Origin of the sequence: Klebsiella sp. Ech2A (assembly GCF_030078455.1) — a bacterium.
GTDB classification, from domain to species: Bacteria; Pseudomonadota; Gammaproteobacteria; order Enterobacterales; family Enterobacteriaceae; genus Klebsiella; species Klebsiella terrigena.
Window position 1 is genome coordinate 17,182 of sequence record NZ_JAQGFU010000016.1, and the last position, 20,888, is coordinate 38,069.

General features: G+C 57.5%; 24 protein-coding genes. 10 read left to right on the forward strand and 14 right to left on the reverse strand.

What is annotated here, in order from left to right:
• Positions 1 to 59: 59 nt before the first annotated feature.
• Positions 60 to 515 carry a terminus macrodomain insulation protein YfbV gene (gene yfbV, locus PFH44_RS05980; RefSeq protein ID WP_041146569.1) on the reverse strand — a complete coding sequence of 152 codons (456 nt, stop codon included), beginning with the start codon at positions 513 to 515 and terminating at the stop codon, positions 60 to 62.
• A gap of 337 nt (positions 516 to 852) precedes the next feature.
• Between yfbV and ackA the strand changes: the two genes are divergently transcribed.
• Both ackA and pta read left to right on the forward strand, forming a co-directional pair.
• Positions 853 to 2,055 carry an acetate kinase gene (gene ackA / locus PFH44_RS05985; protein ID WP_045856058.1) on the forward strand — a complete coding sequence of 401 codons (1,203 nt, stop codon included), beginning with the start codon at positions 853 to 855 and terminating at the stop codon, positions 2,053 to 2,055.
• A gap of 230 nt (positions 2,056 to 2,285) precedes the next feature.
• Positions 2,286 to 4,430: a phosphate acetyltransferase gene (gene pta, locus PFH44_RS05990; protein WP_283824566.1), complete on the forward strand. Its 2,145-nt coding sequence runs from the start codon at positions 2,286 to 2,288 to the stop codon at positions 4,428 to 4,430.
• A gap of 65 nt (positions 4,431 to 4,495) precedes the next feature.
• On the opposite strand, the gene PFH44_RS05995 is transcribed toward pta, so the two are convergent.
• From PFH44_RS05995 to PFH44_RS06015, 5 genes are all read right to left on the reverse strand, one after another.
• Positions 4,496 to 5,449: a transketolase family protein gene (locus PFH44_RS05995; RefSeq protein WP_045856062.1), complete on the reverse strand. Its 954-nt coding sequence runs from the start codon at positions 5,447 to 5,449 to the stop codon at positions 4,496 to 4,498.
• Entirely contained in the window at positions 5,442 to 6,272 is an 831-nt protein-coding gene (locus tag PFH44_RS06000; RefSeq protein WP_283824567.1) for a transketolase, read from the reverse strand. Before PFH44_RS06000 ends, PFH44_RS05995 begins: the two co-directional genes overlap by 8 nt.
• Positions 6,269 to 7,660, reverse strand: coding sequence for a PTS ascorbate transporter subunit IIC (locus PFH44_RS06005; protein WP_283824568.1), 1,392 nt, complete (start codon positions 7,658 to 7,660; stop codon positions 6,269 to 6,271). The genes PFH44_RS06000 and PFH44_RS06005 overlap by 4 nt, the downstream gene beginning before the upstream one ends.
• 20 nt (positions 7,661 to 7,680) lie before the next feature.
• On the reverse strand, positions 7,681 to 7,953 hold the full coding sequence (locus tag PFH44_RS06010; protein ID WP_041146575.1) for a PTS sugar transporter subunit IIB: 273 nt from the start codon (positions 7,951 to 7,953) through the stop codon (positions 7,681 to 7,683).
• Between the two features lie 76 nt (positions 7,954 to 8,029).
• Positions 8,030 to 8,473 carry a PTS sugar transporter subunit IIA gene (locus PFH44_RS06015; protein ID WP_045856068.1) on the reverse strand — a complete coding sequence of 148 codons (444 nt, stop codon included), beginning with the start codon at positions 8,471 to 8,473 and terminating at the stop codon, positions 8,030 to 8,032.
• Between the two features lie 238 nt (positions 8,474 to 8,711).
• Between PFH44_RS06015 and PFH44_RS06020 the strand changes: the two genes are divergently transcribed.
• Positions 8,712 to 9,731, forward strand: coding sequence for a LacI family DNA-binding transcriptional regulator (locus PFH44_RS06020; protein WP_041146577.1), 1,020 nt, complete (start codon positions 8,712 to 8,714; stop codon positions 9,729 to 9,731).
• Positions 9,732 to 9,735: 4 nt separating this feature from the next.
• Here PFH44_RS06020 and yfcD read toward each other — a convergent pair whose 3' ends face one another.
• The 4 genes from yfcD to PFH44_RS06040 form a co-directional block, all read right to left on the reverse strand.
• On the reverse strand, positions 9,736 to 10,290 hold the full coding sequence (yfcD, locus tag PFH44_RS06025) for an NUDIX hydrolase YfcD (RefSeq protein WP_045856070.1): 555 nt from the start codon (positions 10,288 to 10,290) through the stop codon (positions 9,736 to 9,738).
• Positions 10,291 to 10,347: 57 nt separating this feature from the next.
• Positions 10,348 to 10,899 (reverse strand): phosphodiesterase, encoded by a 552-nt coding sequence (yfcE, locus tag PFH44_RS06030; RefSeq protein ID WP_283824569.1) that lies wholly within the window; start codon positions 10,897 to 10,899, stop codon positions 10,348 to 10,350.
• A 54-nt stretch (positions 10,900 to 10,953) separates the two neighbouring features.
• The gene (gene yfcF / locus PFH44_RS06035) at positions 10,954 to 11,598 is read right to left on the reverse strand and encodes a glutathione transferase (protein ID WP_045856072.1); all 645 of its coding nucleotides are present in this window, start codon (positions 11,596 to 11,598) and stop codon (positions 10,954 to 10,956) included.
• An 85-nt stretch (positions 11,599 to 11,683) separates the two neighbouring features.
• Entirely contained in the window at positions 11,684 to 13,105 is a 1,422-nt protein-coding gene (locus tag PFH44_RS06040) for an aldehyde dehydrogenase family protein (RefSeq protein ID WP_283824570.1), read from the reverse strand.
• A gap of 103 nt (positions 13,106 to 13,208) precedes the next feature.
• Between PFH44_RS06040 and PFH44_RS06045 the strand changes: the two genes are divergently transcribed.
• The 7 genes from PFH44_RS06045 (at position 13,209) to PFH44_RS06075 (ending at position 17,862) form a co-directional block, all read left to right on the forward strand.
• Positions 13,209 to 14,117 carry a LysR family transcriptional regulator gene (locus PFH44_RS06045; protein WP_045856076.1) on the forward strand — a complete coding sequence of 303 codons (909 nt, stop codon included), beginning with the start codon at positions 13,209 to 13,211 and terminating at the stop codon, positions 14,115 to 14,117.
• 77 nt (positions 14,118 to 14,194) lie between these two features.
• Positions 14,195 to 14,824 carry a GSH-dependent disulfide bond oxidoreductase gene (gene yfcG / locus PFH44_RS06050; RefSeq protein WP_045856078.1) on the forward strand — a complete coding sequence of 210 codons (630 nt, stop codon included), beginning with the start codon at positions 14,195 to 14,197 and terminating at the stop codon, positions 14,822 to 14,824.
• Between the two features lie 65 nt (positions 14,825 to 14,889).
• Positions 14,890 to 15,252, forward strand: a complete 363-nt coding sequence (folX, locus tag PFH44_RS06055; RefSeq protein ID WP_041146583.1) for a dihydroneopterin triphosphate 2'-epimerase — start codon at positions 14,890 to 14,892, stop codon at positions 15,250 to 15,252.
• Positions 15,253 to 15,270: 18 nt separating this feature from the next.
• Positions 15,271 to 16,164 (forward strand): TIGR01777 family oxidoreductase, encoded by an 894-nt coding sequence (locus tag PFH44_RS06060; protein ID WP_045856080.1) that lies wholly within the window; start codon positions 15,271 to 15,273, stop codon positions 16,162 to 16,164.
• A 228-nt stretch (positions 16,165 to 16,392) separates the two neighbouring features.
• Positions 16,393 to 16,653, forward strand: coding sequence for a hypothetical protein (locus PFH44_RS06065; protein ID WP_045856081.1), 261 nt, complete (start codon positions 16,393 to 16,395; stop codon positions 16,651 to 16,653).
• A complete protein-coding gene (locus tag PFH44_RS06070; RefSeq protein WP_283824571.1) occupies positions 16,650 to 17,216 on the forward strand; it encodes a helix-turn-helix transcriptional regulator in 567 nt (188 codons plus the stop codon). The genes PFH44_RS06065 and PFH44_RS06070 overlap by 4 nt, the downstream gene beginning before the upstream one ends.
• Positions 17,217 to 17,301: 85 nt before the next feature.
• Positions 17,302 to 17,862: a GNAT family N-acetyltransferase gene (locus PFH44_RS06075; RefSeq protein WP_045856085.1), complete on the forward strand. Its 561-nt coding sequence runs from the start codon at positions 17,302 to 17,304 to the stop codon at positions 17,860 to 17,862.
• On the opposite strand, the gene hisP is transcribed toward PFH44_RS06075, so the two are convergent.
• The 4 genes from hisP to hisJ all read right to left on the reverse strand — a co-directional run bounded on the left by hisP (position 17,843) and on the right by hisJ (position 20,872).
• On the reverse strand, positions 17,843 to 18,616 hold the full coding sequence (hisP, locus tag PFH44_RS06080) for a histidine ABC transporter ATP-binding protein HisP (protein WP_041146588.1): 774 nt from the start codon (positions 18,614 to 18,616) through the stop codon (positions 17,843 to 17,845). The two genes, PFH44_RS06075 and hisP, sit on opposite strands and share 20 nt — an antisense overlap.
• A 7-nt stretch (positions 18,617 to 18,623) precedes the next feature.
• A complete protein-coding gene (locus PFH44_RS06085) occupies positions 18,624 to 19,340 on the reverse strand; it encodes an ABC transporter permease (RefSeq protein WP_045856087.1) in 717 nt (238 codons plus the stop codon).
• Complete coding sequence (locus tag PFH44_RS06090; RefSeq protein ID WP_041146590.1) at positions 19,337 to 20,023, reverse strand: histidine ABC transporter permease HisQ; 687 nt, start codon at positions 20,021 to 20,023, stop codon at positions 19,337 to 19,339. The genes PFH44_RS06085 and PFH44_RS06090 overlap by 4 nt, the downstream gene beginning before the upstream one ends.
• 66 nt (positions 20,024 to 20,089) lie before the next feature.
• On the reverse strand, positions 20,090 to 20,872 hold the full coding sequence (gene hisJ, locus PFH44_RS06095) for a histidine ABC transporter substrate-binding protein HisJ (protein ID WP_041146591.1): 783 nt from the start codon (positions 20,870 to 20,872) through the stop codon (positions 20,090 to 20,092).
• Positions 20,873 to 20,888: the final 16 nt, after the last annotated feature.

The window sequence follows — 20,888 nt, forward strand, 5'->3', positions numbered from 1 at the left end:
GTGAAAAAAGAAGGCGCATTAATTATGCGCCTTCTTTTATATGCGTTTTCCTTAGGGAATTACAAATCATCCAGGAAAGTTTTATCCAGTTGTTTGAAGGCGCGCTTAAGCGTGTCAGCTAAAGCCTGGTAATCCGGCTTACCGTCAACCGGCGCCAGCGCCTGTCCCGCCTCCTGCAGCTTGCCGCGAACCTCATAAAACCAGTTCAATACAGACGGCGGCAGCGGCGTCACCGAACGTTTACCCAGCCACCACAGTCCCTGCATCGGCAGACTCAACGCAAACAGCGCCGTGGCAACCGCCGGACCCAGCTGGCCGCCGAGGGCAATTTGCCAGCACAGGGTAAAGACGGCGACCGGCGGCATGATGCGAATCGCGTAGCGGGTGGCGCGAATTATGCGGTTTTCAATAAACACAGGGGCGAGGCGTTTATCTAAAGGCCAGGTCTTTGTGTAATGCTGCCCGCGGCGAAACAAGCTGAAAAAGCTAACGGGGCGATTCTCGGGTGTCGACATGGCTTTACCTCAACTTTACATATAAATCTTAAAATATTTGTGCAAAACACCAACTGCGCATGACAACGTTCAAAACATTTTGGCAATGGGTGCGGCAATCAGGTATCCTGTGCCCACCTGAAAGGGCGATAGACCCTTTTACCAGGTTAGTCAAATTATCGCATATTCTGCCATTGTCTGAAAATTATCCAAAATGGCATAAAATCAAATGTACTTATCTCATCGTGCCCGGAAACAGAACAAGGCATGATGTTAATCATAAATGTCGATGTCATCCTGCGCTACGCTTTGTGACTCTATGACGTTTTTTTAACCACGTATCATAAAAGGTACTTCCATGTCGAGTAAGCTAGTACTGGTTCTGAACTGCGGTAGTTCCTCACTGAAATTTGCTATCCTTGATGCTCTCAACGGTGACGAATATCTGTCCGGTTTAGCCGAATGTTTCCATCTTCCTGAAGCGCGTATCAAATGGAAAATGGATGGCAGCAAACAAGAAGCAGATTTAGGCGCTGGCGCCGCTCACAGTGAAGCGCTTAACTTTATCGTTAACACTATTCTGGCACAAAAACCAGAACTGTCTGCTCAGCTGACCGCAATTGGCCATCGTATCGTTCACGGTGGTGAGAAATACACCAGTTCCGTGGTGATTGACGATTCCGTCATTCAGGGCATCAAAGATTCCGCCTCTTTCGCACCGCTGCACAACCCGGCGCATCTGATCGGTATTGCTGAAGCGCTGAAATCCTTCCCGCACCTGAAAGACAAGAACGTTGCCGTGTTCGACACCGCGTTCCATCAGACCATGCCGGAAGAGTCTTACCTCTACGCCCTGCCGTACAGCCTCTACAAAGAGCACGGCGTCCGTCGCTATGGCGCCCACGGCACCAGCCACTTCTACGTGACTCAGGAAGCAGCAAAAGTCCTGAACAAACCGGTTGAAGAGCTGAATATCATCACCTGCCATCTGGGCAACGGTGGTTCTGTTTCCGCTATCCGTAACGGCCAGTGCGTTGATACCTCTATGGGTCTGACCCCGCTGGAAGGCCTGGTCATGGGTACCCGTTCAGGTGATATCGACCCGGCAATCATCTTCCATCTGCACGACTCCCTGGGCATGAGCGTTGATGCTATCAACAAAATGCTGACCAAAGAGTCCGGCCTGCTCGGCCTGACTGAAGTCACCAGCGACTGTCGTTATGTTGAAGACAACTACGCGGATAAAGCAGACGCTAAGCGCGCGATGGACGTTTACTGCCATCGCCTGGCGAAGTACATCGGCTCCTACACCGCGCTGATGGATGGTCGTCTGGACGCGGTTATCTTCACCGGCGGCATCGGTGAAAACGCGGCGATGGTGCGTGAACTGTCTCTGGGCAAACTGGGCGTACTGGGCTTCGATGTTGACCATGAACGCAACCTGGCAGCCCGTTTCGGCAAGTCCGGCTTCATCAACAAAGAAGGTACCCGCCCTGCACTGGTCATCCCGACCAACGAAGAGCTGGTTATCGCGCAAGACGCCAACCGTCTGACCGCCTGATTGCACACCGCCAGCGATAACCCTCAATAATTCGAGTTGCAGGAAAGCGGCGACGCAGCAAATCCCCGGGAGCGTAAGAGCAGTACGCGACCGGGGTGAGCGGCAAATCCATCGTCGCGGCAGCCCGCAAGGGCAAAAGCCAACGCATATGCAGCTTGAAGTATGACGGGAAGCTGGGGGTGCAGTTTTGTATCCCGCCTGATACTGGCGGTAACGAAAGAGGATATATCGTGTCCCGTATAATCATGCTAATCCCTACCGGAACCAGCGTAGGCCTGACCAGCGTCAGCCTCGGTGTTATCCGTGCTATGGAACGTAAAGGCGTTCGCCTGAGCGTCTTTAAACCTATCGCGCAGCCGCGTGCTGGCGGCGATGCGCCTGACCAGACGACCGCCATCGTGCGCGCGAATTCCAACCTTCCGGCCGCAGAGCCGCTGAAGATGAGCCACGTCGAGTCGCTGCTGTCCAGCAACCAGAAAGACGTGCTGATGGAAGAGATCATCGCTAACTACCACGCCGCGACTCAGGATGCTGAAGTCGTGCTGGTAGAAGGCCTGGTTCCGACGCGTAAGCACCAGTTTGCCCAGTCGCTGAACTTCGAAATCGCCAAAACCCTGAACGCTGAAATCGTCTTCGTGATGTCTCAGGGTACCGACACCCAGGAGCAGCTGAACGAGCGTATCGAACTGACCCGCAACAGCTTCGGCGGCGCGAAGAACACCAACATTACCGGCGTTATCGTCAACAAGCTGAACGCGCCGGTTGACGAGCAGGGGCGTACCCGTCCTGACCTGTCAGAAATTTTTGATGACTCTTCCAAAGCCAAAGTGGTCAAAATCGACCCGGCTCAGCTGGCGACCGGCAGCGCGCTGCCGATCCTCGGCGCGGTGCCGTGGAGTTTCGATCTGATTGCCACCCGCGCAATCGACATGGCGCACCACCTGAATGCCACCATCGTCAACGAAGGTGACATCAACACCCGTCGCGTGAAATCGGTAACCTTCTGCGCGCGCAGCATTCCGCACATGCTGGAACACTTCCGCGCGGGTTCCCTGCTGGTGACCTCCGCCGACCGTCCTGACGTCCTGGTTGCGGCCTGCCTGGCGGCAATGAACGGCGTGGAAATCGGCGCCCTGCTGCTGACCGGCGCCTACGAAATGGACGCCCGCGTGAGCAAGCTGTGCGAACGCGCGTTTGCCACCGGCCTGCCGGTATTCATGGTTAACACCAACACCTGGCAGACCTCTCTGAGCCTGCAGAGCTTCAACCTGGAAGTGCCGGTTGACGATCACGAGCGCATCGAGAAAGTTCAGGAATACGTGGCAAGCTACATCAACGCCGACTGGATCGAGTCCCTGACTGCGACCTCCGAGCGCAGCCGTCGCCTCTCTCCGCCGGCCTTCCGCTACCAGCTCACCGAGCTGGCGCGCAAAGCGGGCAAACGCGTCGTTCTGCCGGAAGGCGACGAGCCGCGTACCGTTAAAGCCGCGGCAATCTGCGCAGAACGCGGTATCGCGACCTGCGTGCTGCTGGGTAACCCGGATGAGATCAACCGCGTTGCCGCCGCTCAGGGCGTAGAGCTGGGTTCTGGTATCGAAATCGTCGATCCGGAAGTGGTTCGTGAAAGCTACGTGGCTCGCCTGGTCGAACTGCGTAAGAGCAAGGGGATGACCGAAGCGGTTGCCCGCGAGCAGCTGGAAGATAACGTGGTTCTCGGCACCCTGATGCTGGAACAGGACGAAGTCGACGGCCTGGTATCCGGCGCGGTACACACCACCGCCAACACCATCCGTCCGCCGCTGCAGCTGATCAAAACCGCTCCGGGCAGCTCTCTGGTCTCCTCCGTGTTCTTCATGCTGCTGCCGGAACAGGTTTACGTGTACGGCGACTGCGCGATTAACCCGGACCCAACCGCAGAACAGCTGGCAGAGATCGCGATTCAGTCCGCAGACTCCGCAATTGCCTTTGGCATTGAACCGCGCGTGGCGATGCTCTCCTACTCCACCGGCACCTCCGGCGCCGGTAGCGACGTCGAAAAAGTGCGTGAAGCGACGCGTCTGGCGCAGGAAAAACGTCCTGACCTGATGATCGACGGCCCGCTGCAGTACGATGCCGCCGTTATGGCTGACGTGGCAAAATCCAAGGCGCCGAACTCTCCGGTTGCCGGCCGCGCGACCGTGTTCATCTTCCCGGATCTGAACACCGGTAACACCACTTACAAAGCCGTACAGCGTTCTGCCGACCTGATCTCCATCGGGCCGATGCTGCAGGGTATGCGTAAGCCGGTGAACGACCTGTCCCGCGGCGCGCTGGTAGACGATATCGTCTACACCATCGCGCTGACCGCGATTCAGTCGTCTCAGCAGCAGCAGTAATACTCTCCGCCGGCGCCTGCGCCGGTCGGTAAAAACAAAGGCGACCACGTGGTCGCCTTTTTTATTTACAGCAGCTCTCTCGCCGCCGACACTATGTCATGGGCCGTCAGGCCATACTCCTTCTGCAGGAAATCCTGGGTACCGACCTGACCGTAGCGCTCCTTCACCCCCACGCGGCGCATCGGCACCGGACAGGTTTCCACCAACACCTCGGCGACGGCAGAGCCCAGCCCGTTGTGAATGCTGTGGTTTTCGCAGGTCACGATGCGCCCGGTTTTCTCGGCATAATTTTTCACCAGCATGCGGTCGATAGGCTTGAGGGTAAACATATCGATTACCGCCGCGCTGACGCCCTCCTGCTCAAGCTGTCGCGCCGCCTCCAGCGCCTCGGCCACCATAATGCCGTTGGCAATCAGGGTAATATCTTCGCCTTCCCGCAGCACGTTGCCCTTGCCGATGGTAAACGTTGAGCCCGGGGCGTAAACGCTCGGCGCCTGCTTGCGGATGGTGCGTACCCAGTAGAAACCGTTGAGCGTCATCAGCTGGCGCAGGATATCGTCGAACATCACCGCATCGGTGACCTCCAGCACCACCGAGTGCGCCAGGCCGCGAACGATCCCCATATCTTCAAACGACATATGGGTGCCGCCGTTATGGCAGGCGGTAACGCCGGCGTCGGAGGCAATCACCTTGACGTTGTTACGCTGATAATCCAGAGCCATAAACAGCTGGTCGAAGCAGCGGCGGCTGGCAAACGCGGTAAAGGTATGAACAAACGGCTGGCGTCCGGTCAGCGACAGGCCGGCGGCGGTCCCGATAACGTTGGCTTCCATAATGCCGCAGTTGATCACGTGCTGCGGATAATCCCGCGCCACGCCGTCCATTGCCATCGAGCTCATCAGGTCGGCCTCGAGGGCGATAATATCGCTTCCGGCCTCAATCTGCCGGGCAACAAATCCGGCGTACACTTTACGCATTTCCACGGCGTCTTTTTGTCCTGCGGGTGCGACGTTAATCATGTGCGGCCTCCAGTTGACGAATCGTCTCGTTCAGCGCCGCAGTCATCTCATCCGTCAGGCGCAGGTGATGGGAGTTGCTGAGCTGCTCGAGATACGGCACGCCCTGCCCCTTTATGCTGTCAAGGATCACCACCCGCGGACGGGCATCGGCGGCCGGAACGGGCTGTACCGCCTCCAGCAGCCCGACGATATCGTCCCCCTTCACGGTGATGGCGTCAAAACCGAAGGCGCGGAACTTCTCCTCGAGGTTGAAGGCGCGGATAATTTCGTCGAGCGTGCCGTCAAGCTGCAGCTTGTTCCAGTCAACAAACACCGTCAGGTTATTCAGGCGATGGTGGGCGATAAACTGAAACGCCTCCCAGCACTGCCCCTCGTTGAGCTCGCCGTCGCCGACAATGCAGAATACCCGATTCGGGCGCCCGGCCAGCTTATGCGAGAGCGCCATGCCGCCGGCGATGGAAATCCCCTGCCCCAGCGAACCGGTGGTCGCATCGACTCCCCGCGTTTTCAGGCGGTCCGGGTGACTTGGCAGACGGGTACCGTTATGGTTCAGCGTGCTGAGCTCTTCCATCGGGAAATAGCCCTTGATGGCTAAGGTGCTGTAGAGCGCCGGACCGGCGTGGCCTTTTGACAGCACAAAGTAGTCGCGCTCCGGCCAGTCCGGGTCGGCGGGGTCGATTTTCATCACAGCGCCGTACAGCACCGCCAGCGTTTCGACCACCGACATGCTGCCGCCATAGTGGCCAAAACCCAGTTTGGTCAACGATTTAAGCGTGGCGACGCGAATGTCGCGCGCCAGTTGGGTCACTTCTTGCACATTCATGATTTGGCTCCGGTATTCTCCTGCGCGCCATTGCCCGCAGATTTCTTCTTCGCAAAGACGTTGTACGCAACCAGCAGAGCGAACAGCGCCACAACAAGACCCGTAATCGCAAACGGCGACAGATAGCGCGCCAGGTTGCCAAGCACGATGCCGATTGCGCCGAAGTCGGCGTCAGAGAAGGTGGTATTGGCAAAACCAATCGCCCCCAGAACCGGCAGCAGCAGCACCGGCAGGAAGGGGATCAGCAGGCCGTTGGCAAAGGCGCCAATCATTGCCCCCCGACGACCGCCGGTGGCGTTGCCGAAGACTCCCGCCGTCGCGCCGGTGAAAAAGTGCGGCACGACGCCCGGTAGAATCAGCACCAGATTCATTTGTCCGAGCAGGAACAGCCCTACCAGACCACCGAGGAAGCTGAACAGGAAGCCGATCAGCACCGCGTTGGGCGCATACGGGTAAACCACCGGGCAGTCCAGCGCAGGACGCGCGTTCGGCACCAGTTTTTCTGAGAAGCCGGTAAACGCCGGCACGATTTCCGCGAGGATCAGACGCACCCCCTGCAGGATGATGAACACCCCGGCGGCGAAGGTAATCGCCATGATGATGGCGTAGACCAGATAGTTCTGGCCGCCGCTGAAGGTGCTTTCCACATACTCACGTCCCGCGCTCACGGCCATGATCAGGTAGATAATCATCATCGTCAGGGAGATAGAGATGGAGCTGTCGCGCAGGAAGCTGAGGTTCTTCGGCAGATTCATCTCTTCGGTGGAACGGGAGCCTTTTCCGCAGACGCTGCCAATCCAGCCCGAAAGCACGTAGCCCAGGGTCCCGAAGTGGCCGAAGGCAATATCATCGGTTCCGGTAATTCGCTTCATATAGCGCTGCGCCAGCGCCGGAAAGAACGCCATCACCAGGCCTAAGATCAGCGAGCCGGTAAACACCAGCCCCACGCCTTCGAAGCCCGCCACGGTAAGGATCACGCCGATCATACAGGCCATATAAAAGGTATGATGCCCGGTCAGAAAGATATACTTCAGCCGCGTAAAGCGGGCGACGATAATATTCGCGACCATCCCAAAGGCCATAATTAGCGCGGTTGATGCACCGTATTTTTCGAGGGCAATAGAAACAATCGCCTCGTTATTTGGAATAATCCCCTGGATATTAAAGGCGTGTTCAAACATGCCTCCCAGCGGATTCAGTGAGCCGACTAATACCGTCGCCCCACCGCCCAAAACAATAAAGCCCAGAATGGTTTTAATCGTTCCTTTGACGACGTCAGAAAATGATTTTTTTTGTGCCACCAGGCCGATCAGCGCAATTAACCCCACCAGCACCGAGGGCACCTTCAGAATATCAACAACAAAATTCAGCGTTTCAAGGATAAACATATCCGCCTCGCTACAAATAGTTATTGTTTGGCGAACCACGCGCGCAGCTGCGCTTCGAGTTCATTGATGTCGATGATGTTGGTAATCACCACCAGCTGGCTTTCCGGCACGCTGGCGCTGGCGGCGATGTCTTTAGCCATCACGAATAAATCTGCCGCTCCCGGCGTTGCCGATGAGAGATCGGAGTGTTCAACTTCCGCTTCAATTTCGAGCTTTTTAAGCACTTTTTTAATATTCATTTCAACCATAAAACTACTGCCCAGGCCAGAACCACAAATCGCCATAATTTTCATTGTTATCACCTTTTAGGGTACAGTTGGTCCGCATCACGCCGGGCGTAATGGGTTATAAATCAGGTTATGAATAAGTTCAGAATCGCGCGATTATCGTTTTAATTTCCTCCAGGGTTTTCGCCTGATGTAATTGCTCCATATCTTCGTCGCTGGAAAATAATTCAGCCAGCGCGGAAATCATCTCGATATGACTATGCTTGTCGGGTGCCGCCAGCATAATAATAATATCGACCGGGTCGAACTCTTCTGAACCAAACGACACGCCCTGCTCCAGCTTCAGCAGCGAAAGGCCGAGGCCTCTGGCCCCCTCTTCCGGCCGCGCATGCGGCATTGCCAGCCCCGGCGCCAGCACATAGTAGGGTCCCAGCTTCACATGTTGTTCCACAATCGCGGTCACGTACTCGGGCGCAATCACGCCGGCCTCGAGCAGCGGCCTGGCACACACCTCAAGAGCCTGAGGCCACTCTTCTACGCTCTGCCGGAGCGTGATAGTGGCATCAAAGATCCATTTACTGAGCATTTTATCTTCCCCGTCTTTTAGCAAAAGATGGGCAAACTTTATTCAAGCGCACAGCAGTTAGCTGCGACAGCGATCACAAAGATAGCGCTACCAACAGATAACATTCAAAATTGTGATAGCGCTATCAATTCGCAATCATCATATGAAAACGCAGCAAAAATGTGGATTTAAGGCGTATACTCCCTGAAACGTAAAGTGATGGATGCTAATGAAAAGCGTCTGTTCAGCAGGAATGTGTATGTCTCTAACCCGAAAACGGCGTAGTACCGGTAAGGTGACGATCGCCGATGTTGCCCAGCTTGCCGGCGTGGGCACGATGACCGTCTCGCGTGCGCTGCGCACGCCGGAGCAGGTTTCCGACAAGCTTCGTGAAAAAATCGAAGCCGCGGTGCAGGAGCTGGGATATATGCCCAATCTGGCCGCCAGCGCGCTGGCTTCCGCCTCCTCAAGAACGATAGCCATGGTGGTGCCAAATCTTGCCGAAGCGGGCTGCTCCGCGATGTTTGCCGGGCTTCAGCAGGTGCTGCAGCCGGCGGGTTATCAGATCATGCTGGCGGAGTCGCAGCATCGTCTTGAACAGGAAGAGAAGCTGCTGGAAACGCTGCTGGCGTCGAACATTGCGGCCGCCATTCTGCTCAGCGTTGAACATAGCGATACCGTACGCCACTGGCTGAATAATGCGTCGATTCCGGTGATGGAGATGGGCGCCATGCGCGCCGACCCGATTGACATGAACATCGGCATTGATAACGTTGCCGCCATGTTCGAGCTCACCGAAATGCTTATCCATCGCGGCTATCAGAATATCGGCCTGCTGTGCGCCAACCAGGAGCAGTGGATTTTTCAGCAGCATCTGCAGGGGTGGTACAAAGCGATGCTGCGCCACCATATGTCGCCGAATAGGGTGATTAACGCCGCGCTTCCCCCCAGTTTTTCCACCGGCGCTTCGCAGCTACCGGAATTTTTGCTGGCGTGGCCGGAGCTGGATGCGCTGGTCTGCGTCTCCGACGAGCTGGCGTGCGGCGCGCTGTACGAATGCCAGCGTCGGCGTATTAAAGTCCCGGACGATTTGGCGGTCGTCGGCTTCGGCGATAGCGATGTCAGCCGGGTTTGCCAGCCGCCGCTAACCACGATGGCGGTACCGCATCACAAGATTGGTATTGAAGCTGGACGCGCGCTTCTGGAGCGCCTTAATGAAGGAAACTGGAGCGGCAGAAAACCCATCGTCTCCAGTTTATGCCTGCGGGATAGCTGCTAGGGGGCTACTCGGCCTCTTCCTGCTTTTCCGGTTTTGCCGACTCGTTGTTGGCATTGCGGGTCATCCACAGCGCCAGCGCTTTTAACGAATCCGGGGTGAACTCATCGCAGCGGGCGGTGATCTCTTCCGGCGTCAGCCAGCACACTTCGCTGACCTCCTCTTCCTGCAAAGCAAAGGGACCGTGCGACACGCAGCTAAACAGGCTTCCCCAGACGCGGCAGTGCTTATCTTCGTAGTAGAACTGGCCGTGGTCGGCAAAGGGTACGCCGGCAATGCCCAGCTCCTCTTCGGCCTCGCGACGCGCTGAATCCAGCAGCTGCTCGTCGGCCTGCACCACGCCACCGGCGGTGGCGTCCAGCATGCCCGGCTGAAAATCTTTTATCTCGGTACGACGCTGCACCAGAATTTTGCCCATCCCATCATGCACGACAATGTAGGTTGCACGATGGCGCAGGCACTGCGCGCGCATCTGCTCGCGGCTGGATTGCGCTATCACCTCATTGTTTTCATTAACGATATCTACCCATTCTGTGCTTGCCAAATCGTTCTGTTCCGCCATCAGGAAACCTTACTTTTTAAAGCGCTCTTGCGGCGCGTCTTTACGGTTGGGGGTAAATTACGGGTTAATTGCCACCTCTGCAATAACCTGATGATCATCGAGTGCTAAAACCTGCAGCCGATCCCCTTCAAGGAGGCCATAGCTGGCGGGAAATCCCCCTTTGGGGATGCTCACGGAACCGGGGTTAAAGAGAAAAATATCGCCGCGCTTCTCGGCTACCGGAATATGAGTATGACCATAAACCAGGACATCGCCAGCGCAGAGCGGCGGCAATTTTTCGGGGCGGTACAGATGCCCGTGAGTCAGAAATAGCCGACACCGTTCAGTCAGAACCTGCTGCCAGGGCGCGGTGATGGGAAAGTCCAGCAGCATCTGATCGACTTCGCTGTCGCAGTTGCCGCGTACGGCAATAATGCGCGCCGCGGCGCCATTGAGCTTCCCGGCAACTTCTGCCGGCGCGTAGCCCTCAGGGAGAGCGTTACGCGGCCCGTGGTTGAGCACATCACCCAGAATAATTAGCCACTGCGCCCCGCTCTGCGCGAACCGTTCCAGCACGCGCTCGGCGGCGGGCAGAGAGCCATGAATATCCGATGCAAACATCAGCCGCATTTTTTCATCTCCACGCATTACGATGCCCCATGATAGCGGAACCGCGAAGGCGAATCAGCCGGCGCGTTTGGCCGACAGTGCGGCATAGCGCTGAACGGACGCCCGCTGCCACTGGAAGGCGGCGTAATCTGCCAGCCGCTCCGGCACCTCATCGCCGTTAAGCACCAGCCGGTTGAGCATTAGCGCGAGATCGGTATCGGCAATTGACCATTCGCCGAACAGATTGGTACCGCCGTGGGCCAGCAGCCCGGAAGCGGTCTCGAAGAGTTTTTCCGCGCTCCTGCGCCCCGCCGCGCTAAGGGCCGGTTTCTTTTGTCCGGCGAAGATAACGTCGGTAGAGCGCTCTTCGCGAATGGGCAGCAGATCGCTGCGCAGCCAGGCCTGAACCTGGCGGGCGCGGGCCCTCTTTTGCAGATCGTGGGGATAGAGCCGCTCCCACTCCGGCGGGGCAAAGCGCTCGTCGAGATATTCGCTAATCGCGGATGATTCGCTGAGGGAGAAATCGTCGACCTCCAGCAGCGGCACGCGCCGGGTGGCGGAGTATCCCTTCCAGCCCGCCTGCAGGTGTTCGCCGCTGTCCAGATTGACGGTTTTAAGCGTAAAAGGCAGGCTCTTCTCCTGCAGGGAAACGTAGACTGACATCACGTACGGAGAGAAAAAATCGGAATCGGACCACAGGGTAATGACCGGCTGGCTCATGGCATCCTCAATTAATAATGGGGCGATAAAGCAACATATCCTGTCTTCTGAGGGATGTCACTTACCGCACCATGAGGATTTTGCACTAGCCAACGAGCAGCGTTTTCGGCTCCAGATAGGCCTGCATTCCCCATCTCCCCATTTCACGCCCCACCCCGGATTGCTTGAACCCGCCAAACGGCGCCTGCGGCTCATGTTCGAGGGTATTGACCAGCACGCGCCCGGACTCAATCGCCAGCGCCACCTCCGTCCCGCGCTGGCGATCGCCGCATAATACCAGCGCGCTCAGTCCGTACGCGGTGTCGTTAGCGATCGCAATCGCTTCAGCCTCGTCCTGATAAGGGATAATGACCAGCACCGGACCAAAAATCTCTTCCCGCGCGATACGCATCTGATTATGCGCATCGCTGAACACCGTCGGTTTAACGCACCAGCCTTTTTCCATGCCCTGCGGCCGGCCAACGCCTCCCGTCAGCACCCGGGCGCCCTCCTGCTGGCCAAGGCGGATATAATCCTGCACCCGCTGCCACTGCTTATGGCTGACCATCGGGCCTATCGCGGTCCGCGGATCGCGTGGGTCGCCAGACGTATAGTCGGCTTCCACGGCCTGCACGATAGCCTGCTCAAACTCGGCCTGGCGCCGGGCGGGAACCAAAATACGCGTGCCGGCAACGCACGCCTGCCCGCTGTTCATAAACCCGGCCGCCAGCGCCAGCGGAACCGCCTGCTCGATATCCGCATCATCAAGAATCACGGTGGGCGACTTGCCCCCCAGCTCCAGCGTCACGCGCTTGAGCGTTTGCGCCCCGCTTTCGATAATATGTTTGCCGACGGCGGTGGAGCCGGTAAACGAAATTTTTGCGATATCGGGGTGATGGTTAATCACATCCCCCACGACCTCGCCGCGACCGGTGACGAGATTAAATACGCCCGCCGGGATCCCGGCCGCGTGCAGCGCTTCGCTAATAATTTGCGTCTGCCAGGCGCTCATCTCGCTCGGCTTAATCACCGCCGTACAGCCCGCCGCCATCGCCGTCGCCAGCTTGCTGCAAATAAAACCGGCATCGCTGTTCCACGGCGTAATCAATCCCGCGACGCCGACCGGCGTCATCACCACCCGGGCACGCCCGGCCTGCTCAACGAACTCAAAGCGCTCCAGCGCCGCCATCGCCTGCCTGATGGTTTGCGCCGGCCACGCCGCCATCCACTGCGAGCGGGAAGCCGGTGCGCCGTATTCAGTGACAATCGCTTCCAGCAGGTCGGCCTCCCGCACCTGAACGGCAAGATACATGCGTTCCAGCACCGCCAGGCGCTCCTCTTTCGTCGTTCGCGACCACGCCGGAAACGCCGCCTTTGCCGCAGCAATCGCCCGCTCCGCGTCCCGTTCGTCAGCCAGTCGGACCCGGCCAATCGTCGCTTCGGTCGTCGGATTAAACAGCGCAAACTCTTCGCTACCGTGCGGCGTGACAAACTGGCCGTTGATATAAATTTGGTTGATGTTCTGCATAACGCTCTCCCCACCTTGTTGGATACCCGGCAGTATAGGGTCGTCGTATTGCCGCGATAAGTGGGTATAATCAACACAGTCTGTTACGAAAATCGGGATAATTATGCAGCGTAGCGGTATTACCGAACTCGAAGTCCTCCTCGCCGTCGCGCACCGGCAAAGCTTTCGGGCAGCGGCCCGGGAGCTGGGTATGTCGGCGACCGCCGTCAGCAACGCCGTTGCCGGACTGGAGGCCCGCCTGAACGTGCGCCTGTTCAATCGTACGACCCGCAGCGTCGCGCTGACCGAAGCCGGACAGCGTTACGTTGAGCGCATCGCGCCCGCCGTAGCCGAAATCCAGCGCGCCTCAGAGGAGGTCGCCACCCGGCCTGAAATGCCGAGCGGAACGCTGCGGATCAACGCGCCGCGCGAAAGCGTTGCCCTGCTGTTTGATATTTTCGAGACCTTCCTCAAGCGCTATCCGTCCATGCGCCTGGATATCACCACCGAATCCCGGCTGGTGGATATCGTTGCCGAAGGCTACGACGCGGGGATCCGCCTGGTGGAGTCGCTGCCGCAGGACATGATTGCCGTCGCCCTGACGCCCGACGCGCGGATGCTGATCGTCGGCACCCCGGACTATTTTGCCCGGCACGGCGTTCCGCAAGGCCCGGACGATCTTATGCATCATCAGGGGATCGGCATGCGTATGTCGCACGGCGGAATTTATCGCTGGGAGCTCGAGCGGGATGGGCAAAAAATGGCGCTTAACGTCCCGCCGCGCATTATTCTTAGCGAGATGCAGGCCATTCACCGCGCGGCGCTGGCGGGGATCGGGCTGGCGTTTATTTCTGACTGGTTTATCCAGGACGATCTTGCCGGCGGCAGGCTCGTCAGCGTGATGGACGACTGGTGCCCTTCTTTTGGCGGCCTCTCCCTCTACTACCCTGGCCGCCGCCATATCCCGCCGGGGCTGCAGGCGTTTATCGCCCTGGTGCGCGAAATGCGGGCACCTTCCACCGCGGCGCGCTGAATTTCCCCCCTGCGCTCCCGTAATACGCCAGGTCACCTATACTCGAAAACTGGCGACCCACGACGGCGGGAGACATCATGATCGATCTTTACTACGCACCCACTCCAAACGGCCAAAAAATCGTTCTGTTCCTCGAAGAGGCTGAGCTGGCCTATCGGCTGATTCGGGTCGATATCAACAAGGGCGAACAGTTCCGCCCGCAGTTTCTCAGCCTTTCACCCAACAATAAAATCCCGGCGATAGTTGACCACGTTCCCGCTGACGGCGGAGCGCCGCTGAGCCTGTTCGAATCCGGGGCCATTCTGCTCTACCTCGCCGAGAAATCGGCAAAGCTGCTGAGCGGCGAGCTGCGCGAGCGCCACGTTACGCTGCAGTGGCTGTTCTGGCAGGTGGGCGGACTGGGGCCGATGCTTGGGCAAAATCAGCATTTTAATCATTCGGCGCCGCAGACGGTTCCCTACGCCATTGAGCGCTATCAGGTGGAAACGCAGCGCCTATATAGCGTGCTCAACCGACGCCTGGAGGTCAGCCCGTGGCTCGGCGGCGAACGCTACAGCATTGCCGATATCGCCTGCTGGCCGTGGATTAGCGCGCATCAGCGCCAGCGTATCGATCTGGCAAACTTCCCGGCGGTGCATAACTGGTTCGAGCGTATTCGCCAGCGCCCTGCAACCGCCCAGGCGTTGCTGAAAATTCAACAATATTAACCCCCTGCTCGCACGACCTGCTTTCATGTATGATTGCGGAAATGACAACACGAAGGAAGCCTGCAATGTCTCAGCCAGACGCCATTATTCGTATAAAGAACCTACGCTTGCGTACTTTTATTGGTATTAAAGAGGAAGAGATCGCTAACCGTCAGGATGTGGTGGTTAACGTCGCCATCCACTACCCGGCGGATCAATCCCGCAACAGCGAAGATATCAACGATGCGCTGAATTACCGCACCATCACCAAGCGTATCATCAGCCATATTGAGAATAACCGCTTCTCCTTACTGGAAAAATTAACTCAGGATGTGCTCGACATCGCATGCGAACATCACTGGGTCACTTATGCTGAAGTTGAGATCGATAAACTTTATGCACTACGCTACGCCGACTCGGTATCCATGACTATGAGCTGGCGGCGGTAGGCTTCTTAGGGAGGCGCTATGAAGATTCTGCTTACCGGCGGTACCGGCCTGATTGGCCGGCATCTCATCCCCCGGCTGCTTGAGCTGGGGCATAACGTAACGGTATCCACGCGCAGCCCGGAAAAAGCCCGTGCCCGGCTCGATCCCCGCGTCACGCTGTGGCGCGGCTTTGACAATCACCAGCACCTCAACGACATTGACGCCGTTATCAATCTGGCGGGCGAGCCTATCGCCGACAAGCGCTGGACGGCGGAGCAAAAGCAGCGCCTGTGCCACAGCCGCTGGGATATCACGCAAAAGCTGGTGGCGCTCATCAACGCCAGCGACACCCCGCCTGCGGTGCTGATTAGCGGCTCTGCGGCAGGTTATTATGGCGACCTGGGGGAGGTTGTTGTCACCGAAGAAGAGCCGCCGCACAATGAGTTCACCCACAAACTCTGCGCCCGCTGGGAACAGCTGGCCTGCGAAGCGCAAAGCGACCGCACCCGCGTCTGCCTGCTGCGAACCGGCGTTGTGCTGGCATCGAGAGGCGGCATCCTTGCCAAAATGACCCCTGCCTTTAAGCTCGGCCTTGGCGGCCCTATCGGCAGCGGCAGGCAGTATCTGGCGTGGATCCACATCGACGATATGGTTAACGCTATTCTGTGGCTGTTGGATAACGACCTGCGCGGCCCCTTTAACATGGTTTCGCCTTATCCGGTACGCAACGAACAGTTCGCCCACGCGCTTGGCCACGCGCTCAATCGCCCGGCCATTTTTCGCGTCCCGGCGGCGGCAATACGCCTGCTTATGGGGGAATCTTCGGTACTGGTGCTCGGCGGCCAGCGCGCGTTGCCAAAACGCCTGGAAGCCGCGGGCTTTGGCTTTCGCTGGTACGATTTAGAAGAAGCGCTAAAAGACGTCCTTGGCTAACCCAATTTAATCCCGGGAGATTTACCGCTCTCCCGGACTCTCCTCCTCGCCTGCCGCCCGTGGAAGCTCTCTCGCAGTAATCCAATCTCCCGCCGCCGTTCACTTATCGCCGTGAAGCTCGTTCCAGCGTCCTTTCCTGCTCTCTGTCATAACGTCCCGGTGTTTGTTTTTTCAGCACAACACTGTTGACATCCGTCAACATAACGCTCAGTATCAGAGGACACATTGATGAAGGAACATCCGGATAAGCACATTAGGGCAGCCATCGACTATGCTCGCGCCCGGGGGTGGATTTTTATTGCTGGCGGGAAAAGCGCGCACTGCTTCGGACGGCTCATGTGCGGTACGGCCAATCATCGCGAACACATGATGAGCATCTGGTCAACTCCTGCCGTTCCCGAGAACCACGCGAGGCAAATTATCAGGATCGTCGACCGCTGTCGTTCAACGTCGACGGCCTGGTTTAATCATAAGGATCGCAAACTATGACCCTCTATAATTTTACCCTGACGCTATCAGGCGTTAGCGCCCACACGCCGGATCTCGAGGACGCGCTGTATCGCGCCGGCTGTGCCGACGCGCTGGTTTGTTTTTACGGAACGGCGGTGTATCTGGAGTTCGATCGCGAAAGCGAATCGCTCGAACGGGCGATTCTGTCTGCCATCGATAACATCGAATCCGCATCGAAGCTGAACGCCCGGGTCGAGTCCGTTGACGCCACGCTGGTGGGCCTAAGCGATATCGCCGAACTCACCGGTCTTTCACGACAGGCCGTTGCCCTGCTGAAAGACGGGGCGCGCGGCTCCGGCAAATTCCCCGGTCCCGTACAGCGCGTAAAAGGCAACTCGCCGCTGTGGCGCTGGAAAACCATTGTCAGCTGGCTGGTCGCGGAAGCGAGAATTGCGGCAGACTCACCGCTGGTGGTACACGCGGAGGTCCTCGACAGCCTGAATCTGGCCCTGCAGCTGCGGGCCTCTCAGCAGAGCGAAACCGTGATGCACTATTTTCACGGGCTCGACAAGCCGCAGCCAGCCTCTCCGAGTGCCGAGTAACCGCCGCAACGATCGGGACAGGATCGTGTTATCCGGGACTTTCTGGTGTTAAGGTTAACGGACGATCCCCCGTCATGGCCCGCTTATGATTACGCTAACCACCTCGCGCCTGGTGCTCTCCCCGTTCACCGAATCCGACTGGCCCTTTTTCCTGCGCCTGCGCAGCGACCCTCAGGTGATGCGCTTTATGGGGCCGATCCTTGACGAGGAGGCGCTGCGAAACGTCTTCAATGCGCGGCGCGAAGCATCCGGCGTATTCGTACTTCGCGATGGCTGCGGCAAGGCCCTTGGCGACATCGGCCTGCGCATCAGCAGTAAAAATCCGCACGAAGCCGACGTCGGCTACGCCCTGCTGCCTGAGGCTCAGGGTCATGGCTATGCCAGCGAAGCGCTGGAGGAAATTTGCCGCTATGGATTTGCCCGGCTCGGCGTTAACGCGATTAATGCGTGGGTCATCGGGGATAATTCAGGTTCTTCGCGGCTGCTGGAAAAGCACGGTTTCCGGCGGATCCAGATCCTCGAGAAGGCCTGGCATCTGGACGGCGTTGACTACGATGACTGGATCTATCGCCTGGAGCGCCGATCCTGTCCCGGCAGGGTTAACCCCGCCGGGGAGAACGTGAAATTTACTTCAACGAACCCTTGAGGAACTGCTGCAGACGCGGGCTTTTCGGATTACCGAAAAGCTCGTCAGGATGGCCTTCCTCTTCAATTTTCCCCTGATGGAGGAAAATAACGTGCGAGGAAACGTGGCGGGCGAAGCCCATTTCGTGGGTCACCACCACCATCGTTTTTCCCTCTTCCGCCAGCTGCTGCATAATGCGCAGCACTTCCCCCACCAGCTCAGGGTCAAGCGCGGAGGTCGGTTCGTCGAACAGAAGGACTTCAGGCTCCATCGCCAGCGCCCGCGCAATGGAAACGCGCTGCTGCTGACCGCCGGAGAGATGCACCGGATATTTGATCTGCTGACGCTCGTCAATACCGACTTTCGCCAGGTACTTCTCTGCCCGCACTCGCGCTTCCTGCTTGCTCAGCCCCAGCACCTGAATGGGCGCTTCCATGACGTTTTCCAGCACCGTCATGTGGCTCCACAGGTTGAAATGCTGGAATACCATCGTCAGACGGGTGCGCAGCAGGCGCAGCTGGTTTTTATCCGCAACCTTGAGCTGACCATCCTTATCGCGCACCAGGCCAATATTCTGCCCGCTAACAACGATCGTGCCTTCACTCGGTTTCTCAAGGAAGTTAATGCAGCGCAAAAAGGTACTTTTACCGGAACCCGATGAGCCGATGATGCTGATAACGTCCCCGGCTTCTGCCCGCATCGAGACACCTTTCAGCACCTCATGCTCGCCGTAACGTTTATGGAGATCGATAACGTTTAATTTATTGTCGGACATGGCGTTCTCAGTGCGTCGAAGAAGGTTTTATATGCTGTAGCCAGCGCTTTTCCGCCTTGCGGAACAGGCTAATCAGCACATACGAGATAATTAAGTACAGCACCGCGGCAATGCCGAAGGCGGTAAACGGCTGATAGGTCGCCGAGTTAATATCACGGGCAATTTTCAGCAGATCCGGCACCGTAGCGGTAAAGGCCAGCGCGGTGGAGTGCAGCATCAGAATCACTTCATTACTGTACGCCGGCAGCGCGATGCGCAGCGCGGAGGGGAGAATAATGCAGCGATACAGCTTGACCGATGAAAAACCATACGCCCGCGCCGCTTCAATTTCACCGGCGGGAACCGAACGAATCGCCCCGGCAAAAATCTCCGTCGTATAGGCACAGGTATTCAGCGTCAGCGCCAGCACCGTACAGTTGAGGCCGCTGCGGAAGAAGGCGTTCAGCAGCTCGGTACCTTTGACAATTTCCAGCGTATACATACCGGAGTAAAACACCAGCAGCTGCACGTAGAGCGGCGTACCGCGGAAAATATAGGTAAAAAGCCAGATCGGAAACTGAATGTACTTATTGCTGGAGACGCGCCCGATGGCGAGAAAAATCGCCAGCACGCCGCCCATCACCACCGAGGAGATTAACAGCCACAGGGTGATGGCGACGCCGGTAAAGCGGTAGCCGTCGGTCCACAGCAGGGATTTCCAGTACTCCTGAATAATCTCAATCACAGGTCAGCCCTCTTCACGCCCACGGTATAACGGCGTTCAAGCAGCAGCAGCACACCATTGGAAATCGTTGTAAATACGAGATAAATCAGGCCACAGACGATGGCAAAATAGAACGGCTGCCAGGTGCTTTTCCCCGCCAGCTGCGTCGCTTTCACCACATCTTCCAGCCCCAGCAGCGAAACCAGCGCCGTGGCTTTCAGGATAACCTGCCAGTTGTTGCCGATCCCCGGCAGCGCATAGCGCATCATCGCCGGGAACAGAATGCGCCGAAACGTCTGTCCGCCGCTGAAACCAAAGGCGGTCGCCGCTTCGATATGTCCTTTCGGTACCGCGAGGAAGGCGCCACGGAAGGTTTCCGTAAAGTACGCGCCGTAGATAAAGCCCAGCGTGATGATGCCTGCAATCATCGGGTCGATATCAAACTGCGACATCCCCAGCGCATCGGTGAGCGTGTTGAGCGCAATCTGCAGCCCGTAGAAAATCAGCAGCATCAGCACCAGATCCGGCACGCCGCGAATTAAAGTGGTGTAGCCTTCAAATACCAGCGCCAGCGGTCGATTGCTCGATAGCTTCGCGCCGGCGCCGGCCAGACCAATCAGGACCGCCAGCACAACCGAACTAAGGGCCAGCTCCAGCGTGACAAGAGCGCCCTGCAATATTACCTGTGAAAACCCGTACAGCATGCTGTCTGCCCTGTCTATCATCGACCACCGCGCGCAAAGAGACGCGCGGTGGCGTACGCGTGATGGTTAGTCGCCGTACACGTTAAAATCGAAATATTTTTTCGCCAGCTTGTCGTAGGTGCCATCTTTGCGCATTTCAGCGAAGGCTTTGTTCAGCGCTTCACGCAGCTCGTTGTCGTCTTTACGCAGGCCCATGCCGGTGCCGACGCCAAACAGCTTCTCGTCCTTAATGGACGGGCCGCCGAACTGATAGTCTTTACCTACCGGCTGCTTGAGGAAGCCTTCGCTTGCGGCCACTTCATCCTGGAACGCAGCGTCAATGCGGCCAGCGGTCAGGTCGGAATAGATATTGTCCTGGCCCTGATAGGAGACAATCTCAATCCCTTTTGGCGCCCAGTGCTCGTTGCCGTAAGTTTCCTGGGTGGTGCCCTGCAGCACGCCAATACGCTTGCCCTTCAGGCGAGTCAGATCCGGCGTGATATCGCTGCCCTTTTTCACCACCAGGCGGGAATCCGCAGCATAAAGTTTGTCGGTGAAAGCAATTTCCTGCTGGCGTTTTTCAGTAATAGAAAGCGAAGACATAATCGCATCGATTTTCTTCGCTTTTAAAGAGGGGATCAGCGCATCCAGCGGGTTTTCAACGAAGGTACATTGCGTATTGATGCGCTTACACAGCTCTTTGGCCAGATCGATGTCAAAACCAATCAACTCACCCTGCGCATTTTTCGATTCAAACGGGGCATAAGTGGGATCTGTACCGATACGAACCTTTTGCGGAATTGCTGCGAATACCGTGGAAACGCTGGAAAGGGCCAGCGCTAAGGAAAGAGACAACGCCAGTTTTTTCATAACTATCCTCAACAAA

Excerpts from the sequence above, each read along its gene's own strand:
- PFH44_RS06065 (WP_045856081.1), top strand. The coding sequence starts at position 16,393 with ATGAAGGAACATCCGGATAAGCACATTAGGGCAGCCATCGACTATGCT.
- ackA (WP_045856058.1), top strand. The coding sequence starts at position 853 with ATGTCGAGTAAGCTAGTACTGGTTCTGAACTGCGGTAGTTCCTCACTG.
- PFH44_RS06000 (WP_283824567.1), bottom strand. The coding sequence starts at position 6,272 with ATGAATGTGCAAGAAGTGACCCAACTGGCGCGCGACATTCGCGTCGCC.
- PFH44_RS06045 (WP_045856076.1), top strand. The coding sequence starts at position 13,209 with ATGCAGCGTAGCGGTATTACCGAACTCGAAGTCCTCCTCGCCGTCGCG.
- PFH44_RS06020 (WP_041146577.1), top strand. The coding sequence starts at position 8,712 with ATGTCTCTAACCCGAAAACGGCGTAGTACCGGTAAGGTGACGATCGCC.
- folX (WP_041146583.1), top strand. The coding sequence starts at position 14,890 with ATGTCTCAGCCAGACGCCATTATTCGTATAAAGAACCTACGCTTGCGT.
- yfcE (WP_283824569.1), bottom strand. The coding sequence starts at position 10,899 with ATGCGGCTGATGTTTGCATCGGATATTCATGGCTCTCTGCCCGCCGCC.
- hisJ (WP_041146591.1), bottom strand. The coding sequence starts at position 20,872 with ATGAAAAAACTGGCGTTGTCTCTTTCCTTAGCGCTGGCCCTTTCCAGC.
- yfcF (WP_045856072.1), bottom strand. The coding sequence starts at position 11,598 with ATGAGCCAGCCGGTCATTACCCTGTGGTCCGATTCCGATTTTTTCTCT.
- PFH44_RS06010 (WP_041146575.1), bottom strand. The coding sequence starts at position 7,953 with ATGAAAATTATGGCGATTTGTGGTTCTGGCCTGGGCAGTAGTTTTATG.
- PFH44_RS06015 (WP_045856068.1), bottom strand. The coding sequence starts at position 8,473 with ATGCTCAGTAAATGGATCTTTGATGCCACTATCACGCTCCGGCAGAGC.
- yfcD (WP_045856070.1), bottom strand. The coding sequence starts at position 10,290 with ATGGCGGAACAGAACGATTTGGCAAGCACAGAATGGGTAGATATCGTT.
- yfbV (WP_041146569.1), bottom strand. The coding sequence starts at position 515 with ATGTCGACACCCGAGAATCGCCCCGTTAGCTTTTTCAGCTTGTTTCGC.
- PFH44_RS05995 (WP_045856062.1), bottom strand. The coding sequence starts at position 5,449 with ATGATTAACGTCGCACCCGCAGGACAAAAAGACGCCGTGGAAATGCGT.
- PFH44_RS06070 (WP_283824571.1), top strand. The coding sequence starts at position 16,650 with ATGACCCTCTATAATTTTACCCTGACGCTATCAGGCGTTAGCGCCCAC.
- PFH44_RS06090 (WP_041146590.1), bottom strand. The coding sequence starts at position 20,023 with ATGCTGTACGGGTTTTCACAGGTAATATTGCAGGGCGCTCTTGTCACG.
- hisP (WP_041146588.1), bottom strand. The coding sequence starts at position 18,616 with ATGTCCGACAATAAATTAAACGTTATCGATCTCCATAAACGTTACGGC.
- PFH44_RS06005 (WP_283824568.1), bottom strand. The coding sequence starts at position 7,660 with ATGTTTATCCTTGAAACGCTGAATTTTGTTGTTGATATTCTGAAGGTG.
- PFH44_RS06075 (WP_045856085.1), top strand. The coding sequence starts at position 17,302 with ATGATTACGCTAACCACCTCGCGCCTGGTGCTCTCCCCGTTCACCGAA.
- PFH44_RS06060 (WP_045856080.1), top strand. The coding sequence starts at position 15,271 with ATGAAGATTCTGCTTACCGGCGGTACCGGCCTGATTGGCCGGCATCTC.
- PFH44_RS06040 (WP_283824570.1), bottom strand. The coding sequence starts at position 13,105 with ATGCAGAACATCAACCAAATTTATATCAACGGCCAGTTTGTCACGCCG.
- yfcG (WP_045856078.1), top strand. The coding sequence starts at position 14,195 with ATGATCGATCTTTACTACGCACCCACTCCAAACGGCCAAAAAATCGTT.